An 18,799-nucleotide genomic window follows, 5' to 3' on the forward strand; every position below is an offset into this window, starting at 1 on the left:
TAGGCAGCGTCGCCCCAAAAGCAGACATTCGCTGCCATTGTCAGGACAACTTCACTAAGCTGTCGAGGAAAGCGCGGACGGCCGGGTTTGACCGCCGGCTCTCGGGCCACAGCGCCGTGATGTTGTGCCGTTCCACCGCATAATCTGCCAGAACCGGAATAAGCGCTCCACGCCTCACCCAAGTGCTGGCCATGAAATTGGTTGCCATTCCGATTCCGGCACCTGCTGCGATCGTTGCCAGCACGGCTTCGCTCGCGTCAACGATAATGCTAGAGGTGGGCACAATCTCCACCTCCCTGTCTCCTACGTGGAAAGGCCAGCGGAACAGCTGGCCACTACTCTGGTAGCGCAGGCTGACAGTCTCGTGCTCTTCCAATTGGTCTGGGCTGGTCGGCGGGCTGCGCCCGGCCAGATACTCGGGCGAGGCATAACAGCATAGCCGATGTGGCAGAAGGCGGCGCGAAAGCAGGCGCGAATCTGCCACATCACCAATGCGGACCGCTACATCGTAGCCGCCTTCGATAAGATCAACCATGTGATCGCTCAAACGTAGATCTATATTGACCCTCGAATGGAGCCTGCGAAACTGAGGAAGCATCGGCGCTATTACGTGCAGGCCGATAGGCAACGATGCTGCAATCCGTAAAGTGCCGGCGGGCTCGGTGCGCGCTGCTTTTGCCGCCTGCTCTATATCTTCGGCGTCGTGCAGCAGCCTGAGCGCACGCTCATGAAGATCGCGCCCCTCGGTCGTCAGGGCCAGGGAACGTGTCGTACGCGCAAAAAGCGAAACGCCGAGCTGCTTTTCCAGCCGCTGAATGCTTTTGCTGACCGCCGAGGGTGAGATGGACAAGGAGCGGGCGGCGGCGGTGTAGCTTCCGAGCGAGCCGGCCCGAGCGAATGCGATCAACCCAGTCAGTCTATCAATTCCGATTTGTTCCTTCATGGCACTATTAAAGCGAATTATCTGATGATTATCAAGCGAAGGAGATGATCGTATCTTCAGTCATCAAAACGAATATTCAAGCGAGGCCGTCATGACTGATATGATGAAAGCTGTGCGGTTGCACGAATTCGGTGGGCCAGATGTTCTTCGTTATGAAGATGCGCCCCGGCCGGGAATCTCGGCGGACGACGTGCTTGTTCGCGTCCATGCCGCCAGCCTCAACCCGCCGGATCTCTATCTGCGCGATGGTTATCGGGCTCTACCGCCGGAATGGCACCCCAGGCCAAGCTTTCCGCTGATCCTTGGCACGGACGTTTCCGGCACGGTTGCGGCCGTTGGTGAAAACGTGTCGCAGTTCAAGGTCAACGACGAGGTCTATGCGATGGTCCGCTTCCCGCAAAACCTCATGACGGGAAGCAGCGCCTATGCCGAATATGTTCGCGTTCCGGTATCGGAGTTGGCGCTGAAGCCCGCCGGGATCGACCATATCCAGGCTGCCGGTGCGCCCATGTCGCTTTTGACCGCTTGGCAATTTCTGGTCGATTTGGGACATGATTTGCCGAACCCATTCCAGCCCTTCCGGCATGCACCGGTTCCGCTCGACGGCAAGATCGTGCTGGTGAACGGCGCCGGCGGCGGCGTTGGCCATCTTGCAGTCCAGATCGCGAAGTGGCAAGGCGCGAAGGTGATTGCCGTTGCTTCCGGCAAAAACGAGGCGCTTCTCTATGATCTCGGTGCCGATATTTTCATCGACTATACGAAGGCGGCTGCCGAAGCAGTGGTGAAGGATGCTGATCTGGTGCTTGACGCCGTCGGCGGCGCGAATATGGAACGCTTTCTCCCCAGCATTAAGCCGGACGGCGCCCTGTTTCTCGTCAACCCGCTGGGTTTTCTAGGCCATGACGAAGCCGCCCGGCGAAAGATCACCGTCTCAACGACACAGGTGCGTTCGAACGGTGCGCAATTGGCAGAGGCCGGTCGTCTGCTCGATGATCGCTCCTTACGGGTGGTGATCGACAGCACCTATCCGCTGGCCGAGGCATCGACAGCGCATCGTCGTGCTTCAGAAAGTAGCATCCAGGGCAAGATCGTGCTGGTTGCCGCCTGATCACCACTTGACCAGTCAAGGCCCCGGTCGCCGAAGCTTGCAAACTCGCTGCCCAAGGGTTTTGCGGTCGAATCGACCGGCCAATCGCTGCAAGAGCGCCAGTCTGGCGAACAGGCGCCTTTTTTGATGGCGTTTCGTATCTGGTCGTTGTCCTTGTGCTTACAGCGCTTTATGGAAGTCGCCACGTTGATTTCAAATGGTCACGTCTTCACTTTCAATTAGTCATCAACATAGTTTCAAACGGTCATCGGCGAATGGTTTGATGGCTCAAGCTCAATCAAACCTGAATTGCAACAACGGATCGCCTCTTCTGATCCCATCAAGAGGTCGTCGGCAAAGGCGGTGCGGCTCTGCTTATACCCAGCTTTATCAAGGAAAATCTGATACACCACGCTAGGCATTCTCCGCGAGAAAGATCTGGATGTCCGTTGAGATAGAGACCGCTTCTCCAGGCATTCTACCGAGGAGCTTTGCGATGGTCTCAACTGCCAGGCGTGCTTCCAAAAGGGGTCTCTGGTCGATAACCGCGTTGATCTTTCTGGACTTTAGCAGCATCCGTCGATTGGGCGTGAGTTCGTGGGTGATGACCACCGTATTGTCGATTCGGCCAAGGCGTTGCAGGGCACTGACAATCGGCAAAGCACCCGCGGACAGATGATATATGCCTCGTAATCCCGGGTCATCCCGAAATGCAATCTCTACGACACGGCCAGCTTCCTCCTGATTTTCTCCGGTCTCCAGAACCACGGCCAGACTGCATTCAGGATAACGCTCGGTCATGATGTCGCGAAACCCGGCTTCCCGTTCGCGATGGCCAGTGATATCGCGTGAGCCGGCAACCACGACGACGCGGCCGCCTTGCCGTCCGAGGAAAAGGCCCATCAGGTCGCCAGCCACCCGACCGGCCTGCCTGTCGTTCGGCCCCACATAGGCGGCACGCCCGCAATCTGTGAGGTCGGTCGCCAGAGTAACCACCGGGACATTGCGCGATAGGAATGCTACGGCTTCCCGAACCCTGATATCGTCAGGGCTGGTGATGACGAGGCCATCATAGGAGCGACAATCGCGGACGGCTGCGGCGATCGCCGCCGGCTTTCGTGGATCGATGTGATGGACGAAGAATTGCACGTTCAGTGTTGCGTACATTCGCGATGCAAGATCGATACCCTCGCGCAAAGACGAGTGAAACGGGTTTACTGGCGGTTGGATAAGGACCGCGACGCGTAGCGCGCGTGAAGGGGTACGATCTAGGGCCCGGTCAATACCGAGCGCCCGTGCAGTGGCCAAAACGCGGTCTTCTTTGTCGGTACGCACGCCGCCACGGTTGTTGAGAACCCGATCCACCGTCGCGGTCGAGACCCCGGCTGCCTTTGCAACATCCGAAATGCTTATCTTGCGTGCAGTCATTTACCTCTCCGCCCGGTTTTCTGATTGAATCCCATCAAATCCCAACTTTGTAAATCGGAGATCTCCAGCTAAATCTCTGCGTCAGGGAGGGTCGCCCACCAAGTGAGCGACACCAGGGAAGGACCAGAATATTATGGGTATAACAGTCACCACAGCACCGTGCTGCTGGGGCGTCGATGACGTGCGCAATCCAAACCTACCGCCGTGGGAAATGGTATTCGATGAAGTCAAGGCGGCCGGATATGGGGGGGTGGAGCTTGGCCCCTATGGTTATGTTCCGCTGAACATCGACATGGTCTCTCAGGCTCTGACAAGTCGAGGGCTCTATATCGTCGCCGGAACGATCTTCAATGATCTTGTCGCTGAGGAAAACCGCGATAGCCTGCTGCACCAGACGGACGAGATTTGCGCTCTGATCACCCGTCTGCCGACGCCGCCGAAGACGCCGGGCCAGCGATTTCCTGCACCTTATCTGACGGTGATGGATTGGGGACACGACGAACGCGATTATGCGGCGGGTCATTCCGACAGGGCACCCCGGCTCGATGACGCGGCATGGAACGGCATGATGGATAATATCAGGGCGATATCCGCTCTTGCCCGCGAGAAATATGGCGTTCGCGCCACCATTCATCCGCATGCCGGCGGTTACATCGAATTCGAGGACGAGATTGCCCGTCTCGCCATTGACATACCCCAGGAGGTTGCCGGTTTCTGCCTCGACACTGGCCATACCTGGTACGCCGGCATGGACCCTGTCCAAACCCTGCGCAAATACGCCGACCGTCTCGACTACATCCACTTCAAGGATATCGACAGGGCCGTCTTCGGACGCGTGATGGGTGAGCACATTCGCTTCTTTGAAGCCTGCGCGCAGGGGGTCATGTGTCCCATTGGCAAGGGTTGTATCGATTATCCCGCCATTCGCGCCCTTCTTGATGAGCTTGGTTATGAAGGCTTTATCACCGTTGAGCAGGAGCGTGATCCGCGCAACGCGGGCGGTAGCCTCGCCGACGTAAAACTCAGCCGTGACTATCTCAAGTCGGCTGGCTTCTAACAATCCGGGACAGAAACCTCATGATTTACGGAACGCGTCAGACAAAACGACCTCTTCGCTGGGCTATGGTGGGTGGTGGTCGCGGCAGTCAGATCGGCTATATTCACCGCAGCGCCGCCCTGCGTGACCGCTACTTCGATCTGGTCGCTGGCGCCTTCGACCTCGATGCCGATCGCGGCCGCGCCTTCGGTGTTGAACTGGGGCTCGAGCCCTCGCGATGCTACGCCGACTGGCGTGCGCTTTTCGCAGAGGAGGCAAAGCGTCCGGATGGGATCGAGGCAGTATCGATCGCAACGCCCAACAATACCCACTACGAGATCACCAAGGCTGCACTGGAAAGCGGGCTGCACGTTGTGTGTGAAAAGCCGCTGTGCTTCACGGTGGCCGAGGCCGAGGATCTTCAGCGTATCGCCGCAGAGCGCGGCCGTATTGTTGGAGTGACCTACGGCTATAGCGGCCACCAAGTCATCGAGCATGCCCGCGAGCTCGTTGCTGCCGGCGAGCTCGGGGAAATTCGTCTGGTCAACCTGCAATTCGCCCACGGGTTTCACAACGAGGCTGTCGAGCTTCAAAACCCGGCGACCCGCTGGCGCGTCGATCCGAAATTCGCAGGCCCAAGTTATGTGCTCGGCGATATCGGTACACATCCGCTTTATATTTCCGAGGTCATCCTGCCCGACCTCCGTATCAACCGCCTTCTGTGCACCCGGCAGAGCTTCGTCAAGACGCGTGCACCGCTCGAAGACAACGCCATGACCCTGATGGAATATGACAATGGCGCGTTTGGCACCGTCTGGTCGAGCGCCATCAATGCGGGTTCCATGCATGGACAAAAGGTGCGCGTCGTCGGATCAAAGGCTTCGATCGAATGGTGGGACGAGCAGCCAAACCAGCTACGATTTGAGGTTCAGGGCGAGCCGGTACGCATTCTTGAGCGTGGCATGGGCTACCTGCACGCAAAGGCACTTGCCGACGATCGTATCGGTGCAGGCCATCCCGAGGGCCTCTTCGAGGCCTGGTCTAACCTCTACGACCGCTTTGCTATCGCTATGGAGGCGCGCAACGAAAACGATGGCGAACGCCTTGCGAGCCTCCGGTTTCCGGGGATTGCGGCAGGGGTTGAGGGCGTTCGCTGGGTTGAGAACTGCGTTCGTTCCGCCGATCTCGGCGGCGTCTGGGTCGATTATCGGTAGCGCGATGGAGGGAGCAGCACCATTGGCGCAGCTCCATAAATGATTGCCACCCACGCGACGTGGTCCAGCAAGCGATGCTTGTCCGCATCGACGCTCCCGTGAAGGGGCGAATTTATATTATCAGGAGGTTTTGATGAAACACGCACTCGATCCGCATATGATCCGTCATTTATCTCTGGAGGAAATTTGCCGAAAGACCGCCGAGCTGGGATACGACTATGTTGAGCTCTCACCCCGTCCGGACTTTCTCTCCTGGTGGACGCGTCCGAAGGTTTATCCCGAGAGGGTAAAGAGCTTCAAGAAGGCCCTCAAGGACCATGGGGTGGGCCTGGCAACGCTGCAGCCAATGTACCGCTGGGCCAGCCCATACCAAGACGAGTGGGAAACGGCGATAGAGAACTGGAAGCGTGCCATCGAAATTGCGGCTGAGATGGAATGCCCGATGTTGGTCTCGGAGTTCGGGCGAGGGGGATCCCCGGATCGAAGCCTGAATGACCGCAGTGGGTTGCATCGTCCGGAGACGTGTGAGGGGCAGTTTTTCCGTGCGATGGATATCCTCGTGCCAATTCTGGAGCGCGAAGGGCTGATCCTCTCGCTCGAAGCGCATCCAGAGGACTGGATTGAGGAAATCGCCCCTGCCATCGATATCATCAAGACGATCAATTCAAAGGCTGTAAAGGCATCGTTCATCGCGCCCCATACCTTCTTCTACGGTCCCGACATGGTTGCTAACCTGCGAGCGACCGAGGGGCTTCTAGCACATGTTCGCCTCGCAGACACCTATGACCATAACAAGTCTTCGCAACTGCGCTACATTGTAAATCCGCCTGGAGCGAAGGTGCGCGTCCATCAACACACCGACTTCGGCCAAGGTGAGATCAACTGGGAAGTATTCTTCTCAACTCTTGCCGACATGAAATTCGACGGTGTCCTTTCAAATTGCGTTTTCGCTTGGGAGGACCGAGCCGAAGACAGTGCCCGTTTCATGCTTCGTGAGACACAGACGTATGTGAACAAGTACTGGCCAAAGTAACTCCTCCTCAATCGCGGAGTGGTCGAAAAGGCCCTGCGATATGACCAGGCTTTTGTGGCTCGACCAGATCAACCGGCCTTTCGATGCTATCCCACAGTCGCGGGATCGTTCACTGGGCCACCTCTGGTACGAGCGCCTTCAACGCGGAGAAGGCCTTCTCGATTCGACAGAGGTCCGGGCTGACTGTGAATGGCGCATGATTGCGCCACGCTTGCCCAACGAGCCGCGAGGCCGAGAAGCGGCAGCTATTGACGGGGCATGGGGTCGGGACTCTTCAAGAGCTTATTTGGACGCATTCATTGCGGCTCGCAAGGTATCGTTGATGCGCTCCTGCCAGCCCGGACCGTCGGCTTGAAAATGCGCGAGCACATCGCTGTCGATTTTCAATGATACAAGCTCTTTGGTGTTAGGAATTGCAGGCCGTTCAACGGCTGGCGCTGCGACCTTCTTTGCCGGTTTGAACAGCGCCTCGGCTGCGTCTTTCGGATTGGACGGTCGTCGGGGTGTTGCCATGGTCATATATCCTCTTGTGTCGTGCGCTCGAACAGCGCAGCCTGTCAGTTTCTGTTTGCAGGCTGTATGTCAAACACAGCGGTGGTCGCAACCCACGTGTAGTGGTTAGCCGGAAGAACGTAATTGCTGCCGATAAACCGTCAGCCTCCCCCGCGCAATCTGGAAGAGATCGTGCACCGTTATCCACACTTGCATTCGGAGGCCGCAGGTTCTTGTCAAGGTGTTAGCGCCCCTTGGCGAGATACACACCCTTCGTGTTGACCTATTCTCATGCCCTTTCCGCTGGCGGAGCGTTTCACTCCCCTGCCGCCACTCCCTCGCGTCGTGGATCCGCGCTGCCGATCAAACCTTCGGCGGTTATCTCGATGGCATGCAAACCGGAATTCATCTCGCCCGGTTTCACCTCGTAACCCAGCGCCTTCAGTGGCCCTGCAAGACCCTCCGCGCTTGTACCGGCCTCGATGTCGTAGGTGCCGAAGCGGTTGATGAGATGCGGCTGGGAGACGATCGCCTCTACAGGCATGCCCCAATCGATATAGGCGATCAGCGCCTGCGCTACATAGCCGATGATCTGGCTGCCGCCCGGCGAACCGATGGCGAGCAGCGGTTTGCCATTCTTCATCACGATCGTCGGGGCCATGGAGGAGCGCGGTCGTTTGCCTGGCTCAACGCGGTTGGCGATTGGCAGACCGCCATCATGGGTCTTGAAGGAAAAGTCCGTCAACTCATTATTGAGCAGGAAGCCGTTCGTCATCAGACGCGAGCCGAAGCCACTTTCGATCGTTGTCGTCATCGAGACCACGTTGCCGTCCTTGTCGACGATGACAAAATGGCTTGTGGAGGGCAACTCGATCGCCGCATCCCGGCCGAAAAGAAGCGCGTGGTCCCATTCCGGCTCGCCGGCCTTGACGGCATCGTTGGTCAACGCCTTATCGCCGTCGAGCAGCTTTGCCCTCTCGCCCAAATAGGTCTTGTCCAACAGGCCCTTGATCGGCAGCGGCAGGAAATCGGTGTCAGCGACGTAACGCTCGCGGTCGGCGAAGGCGAGACGCTGGGCGTCGCCGATAATGCGCCAACTGTCGACATTTTTTGGCCCAAGCGCCTTGAGATCAAAATTTTCCACCAGACCGAGCATCTGGCCGATGGCGATTCCGCCCGACGACGGCGGCCCCATGCCGCAAACGTCAAGAGCACGATAGGCAAAGCAGACCGGCTCGCGCTCGACGACCCGATAGTTGGAAAGATCGGCCAGCGACAGCACTCCGGGATTGTCGGCCGCCTCGCGCACAGTCTTGACGATCGCCTCGGCAATTCGCCCTTTGTAAAAGGCATCGGCGCCGCCTTTGGCCAGCGCCGCAAGCGTCTCGGCATAGGCCGGGTTCTTCAAAGGAACGCCGGCCCGCAGGGCGGCCCCGGAGGTGTCAAAGAAATAAGACCGGGGTTCTGTATATTTCTTCAACCGGTCTCCCTCGGACGCGATCAGGGAGGCAAGACGCGGTGACACCTTAAAGCCCTCTGTAGCCAGCGTTTCCGCCGGCTTCAGCAGGCTTGCCCATTCGGCCTTTCCATAGCGTTTGTGGGCTTCCTCCAGAAGTCGCACCGTTCCCGGCGTGCCAACAGAGCGGCCGCCGACCACTCCGTCCATGAATTTTAGCGGTTGACCTTTGTCATCCAGGAATAGCTTCGGTGTGGCTTCCATCGGCGCCGTCTCGCGGCCGTCAAACGTGGTCAACTTGCCGCTTTTTGCGTCGTAATAGACGAGGAAGGCACCCCCACCGAGACCGGAACTCTGCGGTTCAACGAGGCCGAGCATTGCCTGCACCGCCACCATTGCATCGATGGCGTTGCCGCCCCTGGCGATCACATCACGCCCTGCCTCAGTCGCCAGCGGATTGGCCGCCGCTACCATGAAGCTCTTTGACTCGATGCGTTTGGCAGTCGCAATATCGGTCGCTTTTTCGGGCGCCACCGTGTCGGACGCCTGCTGCGCGGAGGCGACTGCGGTGGAAAGCATCAAGGCGAAAAATGCCTCACCGAGAAATTTCATTTTCATCAGCCAAATCCTCCAGCGACGTACAACTCGTTAATGTAGCAGGGCATTCAACTGAGCCAGCAGGCAGGCCGAACCTCTATCGACCACGGCACGGCCACTTTTAGAACTCTTCCTTCACTGATGCAAAGCTTCGGTCTTCACCTGTATTTCAGCCCCGTCCGTTGGCTCGCTCCGCTGTTAAGCGTCTGTCTGGCGCGCCGCTCTTTTTCGGCACTATGGTGGCTGCGTCGCCGCATGTCCATCATGTCGAAGGGTCGACCTATCATTCGAAGAATTGGCGGCTTAGACAAGAAGGATGTCGCGTACATGGCGCTTTGGCTGATATTCCCTGTGGTGGTGGCTTTAGCAGCTTATATTTTCGAGAGGTTTATTGAGCGGCCCCTCGCCAGACGTTCCAAGCCGATGAAAGAAAAAGCTCGAAAAATATCGCTTGCGCTCCGATAACTGACTAAGGGGAGCTATTAAGGCTTGAAAAGTGATAGCCTTGGGCAACACTTCAGGTCGCAATCAGTCCCTTCGGCAGCGAGCCTTCTGTTATGATTACCCCTGCACGATGAACGGATCGATGGTAGCAGGGTTGGGAGCCTGTTGCGACGCGATCACGCGAAGATAGCTTCACACCTTCAGGCAGCATCATCCGAACCAGCAAACCACTTACCACGAACACAGACATGTGGACGCTGGCTGTATCGCCAGCCGGTATGGGAAATCAGAATCGCAACGCTGCCTGAAGTAGGCGGACGCGCCTATAGGTTGCAAATTAGGCGGCCGGGTGAGAGCTCGTTCAATAACCAGATGCCATTTAAAAGGCACAGCTGATACGAAACGATTGAAATTTAGCTCTGTAGTTTTTCGTGGACGAGTTTTTGCGATTTCAACGCTGGCAGATGCCTATGATTTAGGCGATATCGAAAAATTCATTAATGCAATCTTAACGATGTTGCGTCGCAAAAAAACTTGGTGGACTATTTTAATACTGCGGGAGGAAAGGCTGTTCAACAAAACAGGAGTTGATATCATGCTGTTCCGCAATAGAAACAAAGAAGTGCGCCAAAGTGCGTCGGTGAAGCTGGCCTCCTATACTGTCCTTGGCGTTGTCGCCACGGTGTTTTCATCTTCTGTGTTTCCGCCGGTCTTCACATCTCAGACGAACCGCGCCCTCATAAATGCACCAGTCATTCCGCTGACGACACCGATCAGCGGTGTGGTAAAGGTATCCGACAAGAACGGTAAGGCTGCTATTGAAAACGACAAGGTCGACAATACCACGCTCATCGGCCTGAAGGTGCAATTGGCAGCACTCGATAATGAACTTCGCCAGAAGAACGGAATTATTGGCGACTATGCCAGCCGCATCGACGATTTGAACAGGGATCTTGCCAGTCAGCAGGCGGCGTTACTGCAAAGAACCGAATCTGACCTACAGGCAGCCAATGCAGCCTTGCAGATGGTGACCTATTCGACCCGAATTGCAAAAGCGGAAGCCACGCGAAAACAGAAGCTGATGGCGAAGGGGATGTATTCTGGAATCGGAGAAGATATAGCGGACACAATACAACTTGAAGATACAAAGCTGCAAGCTGCCAAAGTCGCCGTTGACAAACTCACCAAGGAAATGAACTTCGCGCGCCAAGGCATCTATATCGGCTCCGATTTGCAATCTCTGCAAAATCTTCAGCAGGAAATTCGCACACGGGCCGCAGATCTGCTGCAGATCCGGATGCAGATGACCACCATGCAGACGCGCAAAAGCGAGCTTGAAACGCTGGCATCGGCGGAGAGCGCACGTATTGAAAGGCTGACCCGCGCCGATCTTTCCATTCCACCGGGCACAACGCTCTACAAGCCCGTGGCTGCGACCGGCCGTGAAGTGGTTGCAGGCGACACGCTGGCGGAGGCGCTTGACTGTCGCAACGCTTTCGTCGTGGCGATTTTTTCAGAGCGTCAGGCACAGGCGCTTTCCGTCGGTTCTCGGGTGAAGGTGAGTTCCGATGCCTGGGCGGAAGAATCCGATGGGGTGGTGGAGCGCCTGGTGCCACGTACTACCGAACGTGTCGACCTGGATTATGCCGTGCCCTTTCCACCAACAGAGCGGCGAGAGCTTTACGCCTATATTCGCATGGACGGCAGGGCACAGGAAAAATTGACCGAGAACGGCGCCTGTTCGGTCGGCACGTGGGTGAGTGTGAGCCTGCCGCGCGAGTGGCTCGGCAAAACCCGGAACTATGTGCATGAAGCATCAGCCAGCCTGTTCCAGTTTGCAAAGACCTCCGTCAGCGAATTGCCGGATGTCAGGCAGGCCGCATGGGCACTGATCGAAACGTCGCGTGATACGCTATCCGCACACACTGGTATCGAGTGGCCACAACAGCGGCCGGACGTGCCTGGCCGGGCACATCAGCCCGATATCATCACCCAGCACCCTTTCGGCAATACGGATGCCACCGGAAAGGCACCGCGCACCCAATCCTGACACCCGCATGGATTGGACGGGCCCCGGCGGGAGTGCGATGCAAACCCGCAGGGCGACCCACCACCTGTTTAAGACACTCGAAGCAACCTCATTCACGCGCGGCGTGCCGCGCGCCTGACCAACCATGAGGATAAGTCGATGTATTTCAGCCCTGATGGCGATGTTCAGTCGGTACTCTACGTCAATCTTGTCATCGCCCTTTGCGCGATCCTGTTTACCATACTGGCCGACCCGCGCAGGGTCCTGGACCGGTTGGCCTTCAGTGCGATTATGCTGCTGTCTCTTGGCCTTTACATATTTTGGCGCGCCACCGATACGCTGCCACCCTTCGAGCTTTCTCTGGAGACTGCCTGGAACTACATTTATTTCACCTTCGAGCTGATCTCCGTTCTTTACGCCATCGGCTCGATCCTGATCCTGACGAGGCGGACGGACTGGTCTTTTTTGGCTGATAGAGGGGAAGCCGCGATTGAAAATAATTCGGATGCGCCACTCGTCGACGTCTTTATCTGCACCTACAACGAACCTTTGAATGTCCTTGAGAAGTCGGTTATCGCGGCCCAGGCCATGCAATATCCGCAGCTGCGTGTTTTTGTCTGCGACGACACGCGCAGGCCGGAAGTGAGGGACTATTGCGAGACGGTCGGCGTCAATTATGTGACGCGCCCGGACAATAGACATGCCAAGGCGGGAAATCTGAACAATGCACTTGAACACACCAATGCGCTGCCACAGGTTTCCGATTTCATCATGGTTCTGGATGCGGACTTCGCGCCACAGGCCAACTTCCTTCGTCGCGTAACCGGTCTTTTCGCCGATCCCAAGGTGGCAGTTGTGCAGACACCGCAATTTTACTTTAATTGCGACCCAATCCAACACAACCTCGGCATCCGCAATTCCTTCGTCGATGATCAACGTGTATTCTTTGATGTATTCCAGCCGGCCAAGGACGCGGTCGGTTGCGCTTTCTGCGTCGGGACGAGTTTTGTCGTGCGGCGGGCGGCGGTCAACGAGCTCGGCGGGTTTCCGCATGATGCACTTTCCGAAGATATGCTGCTGACCTACCGCCTGATGGAGCGAGGTTACGTCACACGCTGGCTCAACGAAAAACTCAGTGTCGGTCTATCGGCTGAGGGCCTGCCAGAATATATCACGCAACGCACGCGGTGGTGCCTGGGCACCATTCAGATCGGCCTTCTGCGGACGGGACCATTGTGGCGCGGCAAGTTCACGCTGACACAAAGGCTGCATTATCTGCACGGGCTGTTTTGCTGGCTGTCGAAGCCTTTCATCCTCTGCCTGTTGCTGGCACCATCGATCTACTGGCTCACAGGCGTTTCCGCCCTCCAGGCTGACGAGCTGATGTTCATGAAATTTGGACTGTCGTCACTGGCTTTGTTTTGGGCCTACTCCACCTGGATATCGGGAAAACGCACCCTACCGCTGTTCACCGAAGTGACGCATGCGCTGACCGCTGTTCCCATCACCATCACCTTGTTTCAGGCTATGCGCAAACCCTTCGGACGTCCCTTTAAAGTCACGGAGAAAGGTGGTGACCGGTCACAGGTGCGCATTCATGGGCCTACAGCGCTATTTTTCGCAATCGTCACCGTCACCTCCGCGGTTTCAGTTCTGCTCGCCGTTTACGCATGGGACGCCCCTGTAGAATTTTCGGCGCGAGATTGTCTCAACCTCATCTGGTCGGCGGTCGCCATGGTGATTGCCTTCACCAGCCTCATCTGCTGCATTGAGTTACCACGTGTCGACAAGGAAGAGCCGATCGGCGTGGATCTCGAAGGCCGATTGCGGTGCGCAAGCGAGGTGAAGGCGGTACGGATCGTGGCGCTTTCGACCGAAACCGCGACCCTGGCGGATTTCAACCGGTCTTACGCCGAGGCAGAGTCCCTGTACGTGCCCGATGTGGGCTGGCTGCAGATCGATGCAACGAAGGTGTCGCAAACGCCCGGCAAATTCACTCTCACCCCCACTGCCGACCAGCATCGTGCAATCTTGAGGCTGCTTTTCCGCAATGCGCCCGAAAATGTCGCGGAACAGGGCGACCTCTTGAAGTCCATGCAGATGTTACTCGCAAGGGCCTTCAGCTAAGACAATTCGCGCCAAACCCGGGACCGTGCTCGACGTAAACCGCAAGCTAGAGGCGGGCTTGTTTGGAAGAGCGCCTACCAAACGGAAAACTCATGTCTGTCAAATCGATCGTCGCGACAGTTCTCATGACCTGCTTCACAACAGGAGTGGTCGCTGCTGGCGATGGGCGCACCGGTTCCGGATCAGTTCGCGACCGCCTTGCTGTGAGCTTGTGTGCGGGTCTCGTTGGGAAGATGGACAAATCCACCACCCCCTTCATATTTCGGAGCTTTGAGCCTGCACCAGGCGGCAAAGCGCTTGATCCCGCTCTTTCAAATGCGGGTTTCACCTATGACAATGCCTTGGCGACGATTGCCCTTTTTTCCTGTGGCAACGACGCCGAAGCAAAAAGGGTTGCCGATGCGCTGCTGCTCGCCGTCAACAACGATCGCTATTACAGCGATGGCCGCCTGCGCAACGCCTACCGTTCCGGCCCCGTTGCGAACGAAAATGATGCGATGCTTTTGCCCGGTTTTTGGAGTGAGGCCAGCAAGACGTGGGTCGAGGATGACTATCAGGTGGGCAGCGCAACGGGCAACCTGGCCTGGGCGGCACTTGCGCTTCTCACTGCCAGTGAACGATTAAGCAATCCGTCCTATGTGCAGGCAGCGACCAAACTCATGCGCTGGATCGATGCGCATACGGCGGGCGTCCGTGATATCGGCTACACAGGTGGCACATTCGGTCATGAGCCTGCACCGACCAAACTCGAGTGGAAATCGACGGAACATAATCTCGATGTATATGCCGTTGCGGGTTGGCTCGCCGAAATTGAGGGAGCGCGCGCCTGGCAGGCGATGCGGGACAAAACACGCAAATTTCTTGATGCGATGTGGAATGAGCAGCAGGGACGGTTTTACGTCGGCAGCCAACCGGGAAGCGACACACCCAACTCGAGCCAGTCCGGAATAGATTCCGAGCTCTGGCCCATTCTCGCCGTGCCGGAGTTTCGGGGCCGCAGTGGGCGTGTTCTGCATTGGGTTGATCGGCATTATGCGGTTGCGGGAGGTTTTGATTTTAACGACGATCGGGATGGTGTGTGGCTGGAAGGTACGGCCCAGGCCGCGCTGGCGTTTCAGCAGGTCGGCGATGCCGACCGGGCCGAGGCGCTGCTTGCCACCATTGCCGCACAAATATCTCCCGATAACCTGATCTACGCGACAGTCGGGGACGAACTGACGACCGGGCTGATGATCGGGCCGACCTCGACATTTGCCGACTTCAAATATTTCAGGTTGCCGCATGTCGGGGCCACTGCCTGGGCAATCCTTGCAGCGAAAGGCTGGAACCCTTTTCTTAGAAAGAGCGGTTGTATTCGTCTTTGTGAGGGATAATCGTCCGTCTCGGCGGCAGCAGAAGGATATTGCTCCAGGCCGTTGCGCCGGAGATTGAAAACTGGGACGCATGACGCTGCTGAAAGCGGCGAAAAGCGTAAAACCGCAACGTTGACTGCCGCGCCGAATGCAAGCTACTCGGTCGGAACCGGCGATGGAAACGCAGACTTAAGGACATAAAGATATCGTTATATGATGTTGACCGATGACGTAGCTTACAATATGGTCGTCACGCCTAAGGTTCCCCAGTCGTTGCACGCAACGTGCCGGGGCTAAGAGGGAAGTCGGTGCTCCGTGTCATGCGGAAAAGCCGACGCTGCCCCCGCAACTGTAAGCGGCGAGCTGAAGTCCAATATGTCACTGGTTTACCCCGGGAAGACGGACGGAAGTGATGATCCGTGAGCCAGGAGACCTGCCTTTGGTGAAATAACGTCCACGGGCGGGGTGTCCCAGTGTGCCGTAGCAAAGGCTGCATTGTCGCGGCCTGTCTTGCTATGCGTCCGCAGACCCATGCCCCCAACTTTATAGGGGCACAACATGTCTCAGACCTGCATTTTTACGATCACGAGCGTACCCTTCGATGAGGACTATCGTCCTTCAGAAAATACGCGCATCACCACCAATTTCGCCAATCTGGCCAGGGGCGAAAAGCGGCAGGAAAACCTGCGCAATGTCATGCGCATGATCGACAGCCGCTTCAACGCCCTCGCGCACTGGGATAATCCCAAATCGGACCGATACTCGGTCGAGTTGGAGATCATTTCGGTCGACATGAGCTTCGATGTCGCAGGTGAAAAATTTCCCCTCATCGAGATACTGAAGACGACGATCATCGATCACAAAACCAGTGAACGTATCGACGGCATTGTGGGGAATAACTTCTCCTCCTATGTGCGAGACTACGACTTCAGCATTGTGCTGCCGGAGCATAACAAGAGCGTTCCTGCCTTCAGCATTCCGGCCGACTTCGGCGACCTCCATGGAAACCTGTTCAAGTCTTTTCTGCGGTCGGATGCCTACCGCTCGTACTTTCGCAAGCCGCCGGTCATTTGCATCAGCGCCTCGACCAGCAAGACCTATTACCGGACCGAAAATCATCACCCCGTGATGGGCGTCGAATACCAACAGAATGGGTTCTCGTCCACCGACCAGTATTTCGGGAAAATGGGATTGCAGGTTCGCTACTTCATGCCTGCAGGCAGCGTTGCGCCGTTGGCCTTCTACTTTGTTGGGGACTTGCTGGGCGACTACTCCAATATTGAGCTAATCGGCGTCATCAGCACGATGGAAACGTTTCAGAGAATTTATCGCCCCGAAATCTACAATGCGAACGCAGCAGCTGGGACATTTTACCAGCCCAACCTGAAGCACCAGGACTATTCGCTGACCCGGGTCATTTACGATCGCGACGAACGAAATCGCTTGGCGGTGGATCAGGGTAAGTTCACCGAAAAACACTTCATCAAGCCATACCGCGCCGTCCTTGAGCAATTGTTTGCTCACTGCCCCGCCTGAGCATCACTTAGAAGAGGTCCCATCGTGAAGAAACTTCTCCCCACATCGACCGCTGGCAGTCTGCCGAAACCCTCCTGGCTTGCGCAGCCCGAAAAACTTTGGTCGCCCTGGAAGCTGGAGGGCGAGGAATTACTGGAAGGCAAGAGAGACGCCCTGCGCCTTTCACTGGACGATCAGCAACGTGCCGGCATCGACATCGTCAGTGATGGCGAGCAAACACGCCAACATTTCGTCACGACTTTCATCGAGCACCTCGACGGGGTCGATTTTGCAAAACGCGAGACAGTCAGAATTCGCGATCGCTACGATGCGAGTGTCCCGACAGTCGTCGGCGCCGTGTCTCGCCAGAAGTCCGTGTTCGTCGAAGACGCCAAGTTTTTGCGCCAGCAGACCAAACAACCCATCAAATGGGCGTTGCCGGGTCCGATGACGATGATCGATACTCTCTTTGACGGCCATTATAAGAGCCGTGAAAAGCTTGCCTGGGAATTTGCCGGGATACTCAACGAGGAAGCAAAGGAATTGGAGGCTGCCGGCGTCGATATCATCCAGTTCGACGAACCTGCCTTCAACGTCTTCTTTGACGATGTGAATGACTGGGGTGTTGCCACTTTGGACAGGGCAATTGAAGGGCTGAAGTGCGAGACCGCCGTCCATATCTGCTACGGTTACGGCATAAAGGCCAATACGGATTGGAAAAAGACACTCGGGTCAGAATGGCGGCAGTATGAGGAAACTCTCCCCAGGCTGCAGAAATCCGGCATCGGTATGATCTCCCTCGAATGCCACAATTCTCATGTCCCAATGGATCTTCTGGAACTTGTTCGAGGTAAGAAAGTGATGGTCGGGGCCATCGATGTGGCAAGCAATACCATCGAAACCCCGGAGGAAGTCGCTGCAACGCTGCGCAAGGCGCTTAAGTTTGTCGACGCAGATAAACTTTGCCCCTGCACCAATTGCGGCATGGCCCCCCTGTCTCGTCGTGTGGCAAGAGACAAGCTGAATTCCTTGAGCGCAGGAGCTGAGATCGTCCGAAGAGAGCTCACTGTTTAGTTTTTTGATAGTCTGAACCTTCGGATGGCAGCCGTTCGCCGCCACCGCGCCCATCGCGACAAACGCTGGGAGACTTACGAATGGCTATAAGGTCACGACGCGGATCATCCTGAAGGCTTCGACGGATGTCCGCCTCTTGGCGCCAAGCTGCCAAGACGGCCTGTTCAAGCCGGCAATTCCGAAGAGCAGGTCGTCCCCAGATTAAAAAATTTACACATTCATTACCACTCAACTGAGGATTTGATGGTTTTGATCCTGTCGAGGGTTAAGACAAGTCGCCGGCCGCGGTAATTCCGTCGTTATCCACCGTCCACGAACCCGTATACGTCAAACGGGTGCTGCTTGCTTTACACTACTGCACTCGATATTCGCGTGGCGCGACACCGAACTGGTTCCGAAACGATCGGCTGAAATGCGAGAGGTCATTGAATCCCCATCGGAAAGCGATCTCTCCAATAGAGCAGCCACCTTTGGTACGCAGATCGTCCGCGCATTTTTGCAACCTTTGCCGAAGCAAGAACTGGCTAAATGTCTCGCCGCTGTCTTCCAGCAGTCGGTGAACATAGCGAACCGAAATGCGGAAATGTTCGGCTGCCGTCGCCGGTGTCAGTGCCGGGTCTACCGCATGTGGGAAGATTAGTTTCCGTTTTATCGGCTGCCGCCATCTCCATCCACGAACGCCGATTCTGGCTGCGCCCAAGGTGAATGGGATTGATTTTGTATAATCCCGGCACCACAACGCCTTGAAAAACAGTCTCATTTATAATCTTCTTGTTGAGATTAATATAATTTAAGGAGTTCACCCCTATATTTGGGGTGTCCTTTTGGACGAGCGATGGACGGCATGATGCCGATCCGGCACAGTTTGGCAGTGAGATGTCGTGCTACGTATGTGCCAGCAATCTATGGTCTTCTAGGCGTTTTCCCGAAAATATTGACGCTAAAAGCTGCGCGGAACACCGCTTGCGTTGT

Annotated in this window: 15 protein-coding genes and 1 riboswitch; of the genes, 9 read left to right on the plus strand and 6 right to left on the minus strand. The window is 56.6% G+C overall.

Annotation, left to right across the window (positions count from 1 at the left end; genetic code table 11):
- Nucleotides 1-40 precede the first annotated feature (40 nt).
- The gene (locus G6L97_RS25260) at nt 41-943 is read right to left on the minus strand and encodes a LysR family transcriptional regulator (protein ID WP_083211563.1); all 903 of its coding nucleotides are present in this window, start codon (nt 941-943) and stop codon (nt 41-43) included.
- A 91-nt stretch (nt 944-1,034) separates the two neighbouring features.
- On the opposite strand from G6L97_RS25260, the gene G6L97_RS25265 reads away from it, so the two are divergent.
- Nucleotides 1,035-2,051: an NADP-dependent oxidoreductase gene (locus G6L97_RS25265; RefSeq protein ID WP_065703215.1), complete on the plus strand. Its 1,017-nt coding sequence runs from the start codon at nt 1,035-1,037 to the stop codon at nt 2,049-2,051.
- 236 nt (nt 2,052-2,287) lie between these two features.
- On the opposite strand, the gene G6L97_RS25270 is transcribed toward G6L97_RS25265, so the two are convergent.
- A complete protein-coding gene (locus G6L97_RS25270; protein WP_158006605.1) occupies nt 2,288-2,443 on the minus strand; it encodes a hypothetical protein in 156 nt (51 codons plus the stop codon).
- Nucleotide 2,444: 1 nt separating this feature from the next.
- Nucleotides 2,445-3,458: a LacI family DNA-binding transcriptional regulator gene (locus G6L97_RS25275; protein WP_065703216.1), complete on the minus strand. Its 1,014-nt coding sequence runs from the start codon at nt 3,456-3,458 to the stop codon at nt 2,445-2,447.
- Nucleotides 3,459-3,591: 133 nt separating this feature from the next.
- Here G6L97_RS25275 and G6L97_RS25280 point away from each other — a divergent pair, with 133 nt between their 5' ends.
- The 3 genes from G6L97_RS25280 (at nt 3,592) to G6L97_RS25290 (ending at nt 6,741) form a co-directional block, all read left to right on the plus strand.
- Complete coding sequence (locus G6L97_RS25280; RefSeq protein WP_111795197.1) at nt 3,592-4,515, plus strand: sugar phosphate isomerase/epimerase family protein; 924 nt, start codon at nt 3,592-3,594, stop codon at nt 4,513-4,515.
- 20 nt (nt 4,516-4,535) lie between these two features.
- A complete protein-coding gene (locus tag G6L97_RS25285) occupies nt 4,536-5,708 on the plus strand; it encodes a Gfo/Idh/MocA family protein (RefSeq protein WP_174004110.1) in 1,173 nt (390 codons plus the stop codon).
- Nucleotides 5,709-5,841: 133 nt separating this feature from the next.
- Nucleotides 5,842-6,741 carry a sugar phosphate isomerase/epimerase family protein gene (locus G6L97_RS25290; protein ID WP_112401537.1) on the plus strand — a complete coding sequence of 300 codons (900 nt, stop codon included), beginning with the start codon at nt 5,842-5,844 and terminating at the stop codon, nt 6,739-6,741.
- 282 nt (nt 6,742-7,023) lie between these two features.
- Here the strand turns inward: G6L97_RS25290 and G6L97_RS25295 are convergent, their stop codons facing one another.
- Complete coding sequence (locus tag G6L97_RS25295; RefSeq protein ID WP_060643007.1) at nt 7,024-7,254, minus strand: BrnA antitoxin family protein; 231 nt, start codon at nt 7,252-7,254, stop codon at nt 7,024-7,026.
- A gap of 295 nt (nt 7,255-7,549) precedes the next feature.
- Nucleotides 7,550-9,307 (minus strand): gamma-glutamyltransferase, encoded by a 1,758-nt coding sequence (gene ggt, locus G6L97_RS25300; RefSeq protein WP_174004112.1) that lies wholly within the window; start codon nt 9,305-9,307, stop codon nt 7,550-7,552.
- Nucleotides 9,308-10,325: 1,018 nt separating this feature from the next.
- Here ggt and G6L97_RS25305 point away from each other — a divergent pair.
- From G6L97_RS25305 to G6L97_RS25325, 5 genes are all read left to right on the plus strand, one after another.
- Complete coding sequence (locus G6L97_RS25305; protein WP_065703224.1) at nt 10,326-11,780, plus strand: HlyD family secretion protein; 1,455 nt, start codon at nt 10,326-10,328, stop codon at nt 11,778-11,780.
- A 138-nt stretch (nt 11,781-11,918) separates the two neighbouring features.
- Nucleotides 11,919-13,886 (plus strand): glycosyltransferase family 2 protein, encoded by a 1,968-nt coding sequence (locus tag G6L97_RS25310; protein ID WP_065687614.1) that lies wholly within the window; start codon nt 11,919-11,921, stop codon nt 13,884-13,886.
- 92 nt (nt 13,887-13,978) lie between these two features.
- The gene (locus G6L97_RS25315) at nt 13,979-15,259 is read left to right on the plus strand and encodes a hypothetical protein (RefSeq protein WP_065687615.1); all 1,281 of its coding nucleotides are present in this window, start codon (nt 13,979-13,981) and stop codon (nt 15,257-15,259) included.
- Nucleotides 15,260-15,480: 221 nt separating this feature from the next.
- Nucleotides 15,481-15,693: riboswitch (cobalamin riboswitch) on the plus strand.
- Nucleotides 15,694-15,796: 103 nt separating this feature from the next.
- On the plus strand, nt 15,797-16,774 hold the full coding sequence (locus G6L97_RS25320; protein WP_174004114.1) for a DUF1852 domain-containing protein: 978 nt from the start codon (nt 15,797-15,799) through the stop codon (nt 16,772-16,774).
- 24 nt (nt 16,775-16,798) lie between these two features.
- Entirely contained in the window at nt 16,799-17,827 is a 1,029-nt protein-coding gene (locus G6L97_RS25325; protein ID WP_065703228.1) for a methionine synthase, read from the plus strand.
- Between the two features lie 352 nt (nt 17,828-18,179).
- Here the strand turns inward: G6L97_RS25325 and G6L97_RS25330 are convergent, their stop codons facing one another.
- Nucleotides 18,180-18,587 (minus strand): helix-turn-helix domain-containing protein, encoded by a 408-nt coding sequence (locus G6L97_RS25330; RefSeq protein WP_236762717.1) that lies wholly within the window; start codon nt 18,585-18,587, stop codon nt 18,180-18,182.
- Between the last annotated feature and the right edge of the window lie 212 nt (nt 18,588-18,799).

The organism is Agrobacterium tumefaciens (assembly GCF_013318015.2).
Classification (GTDB): Bacteria; Pseudomonadota; Alphaproteobacteria; order Rhizobiales; family Rhizobiaceae; genus Agrobacterium; species Agrobacterium tumefaciens.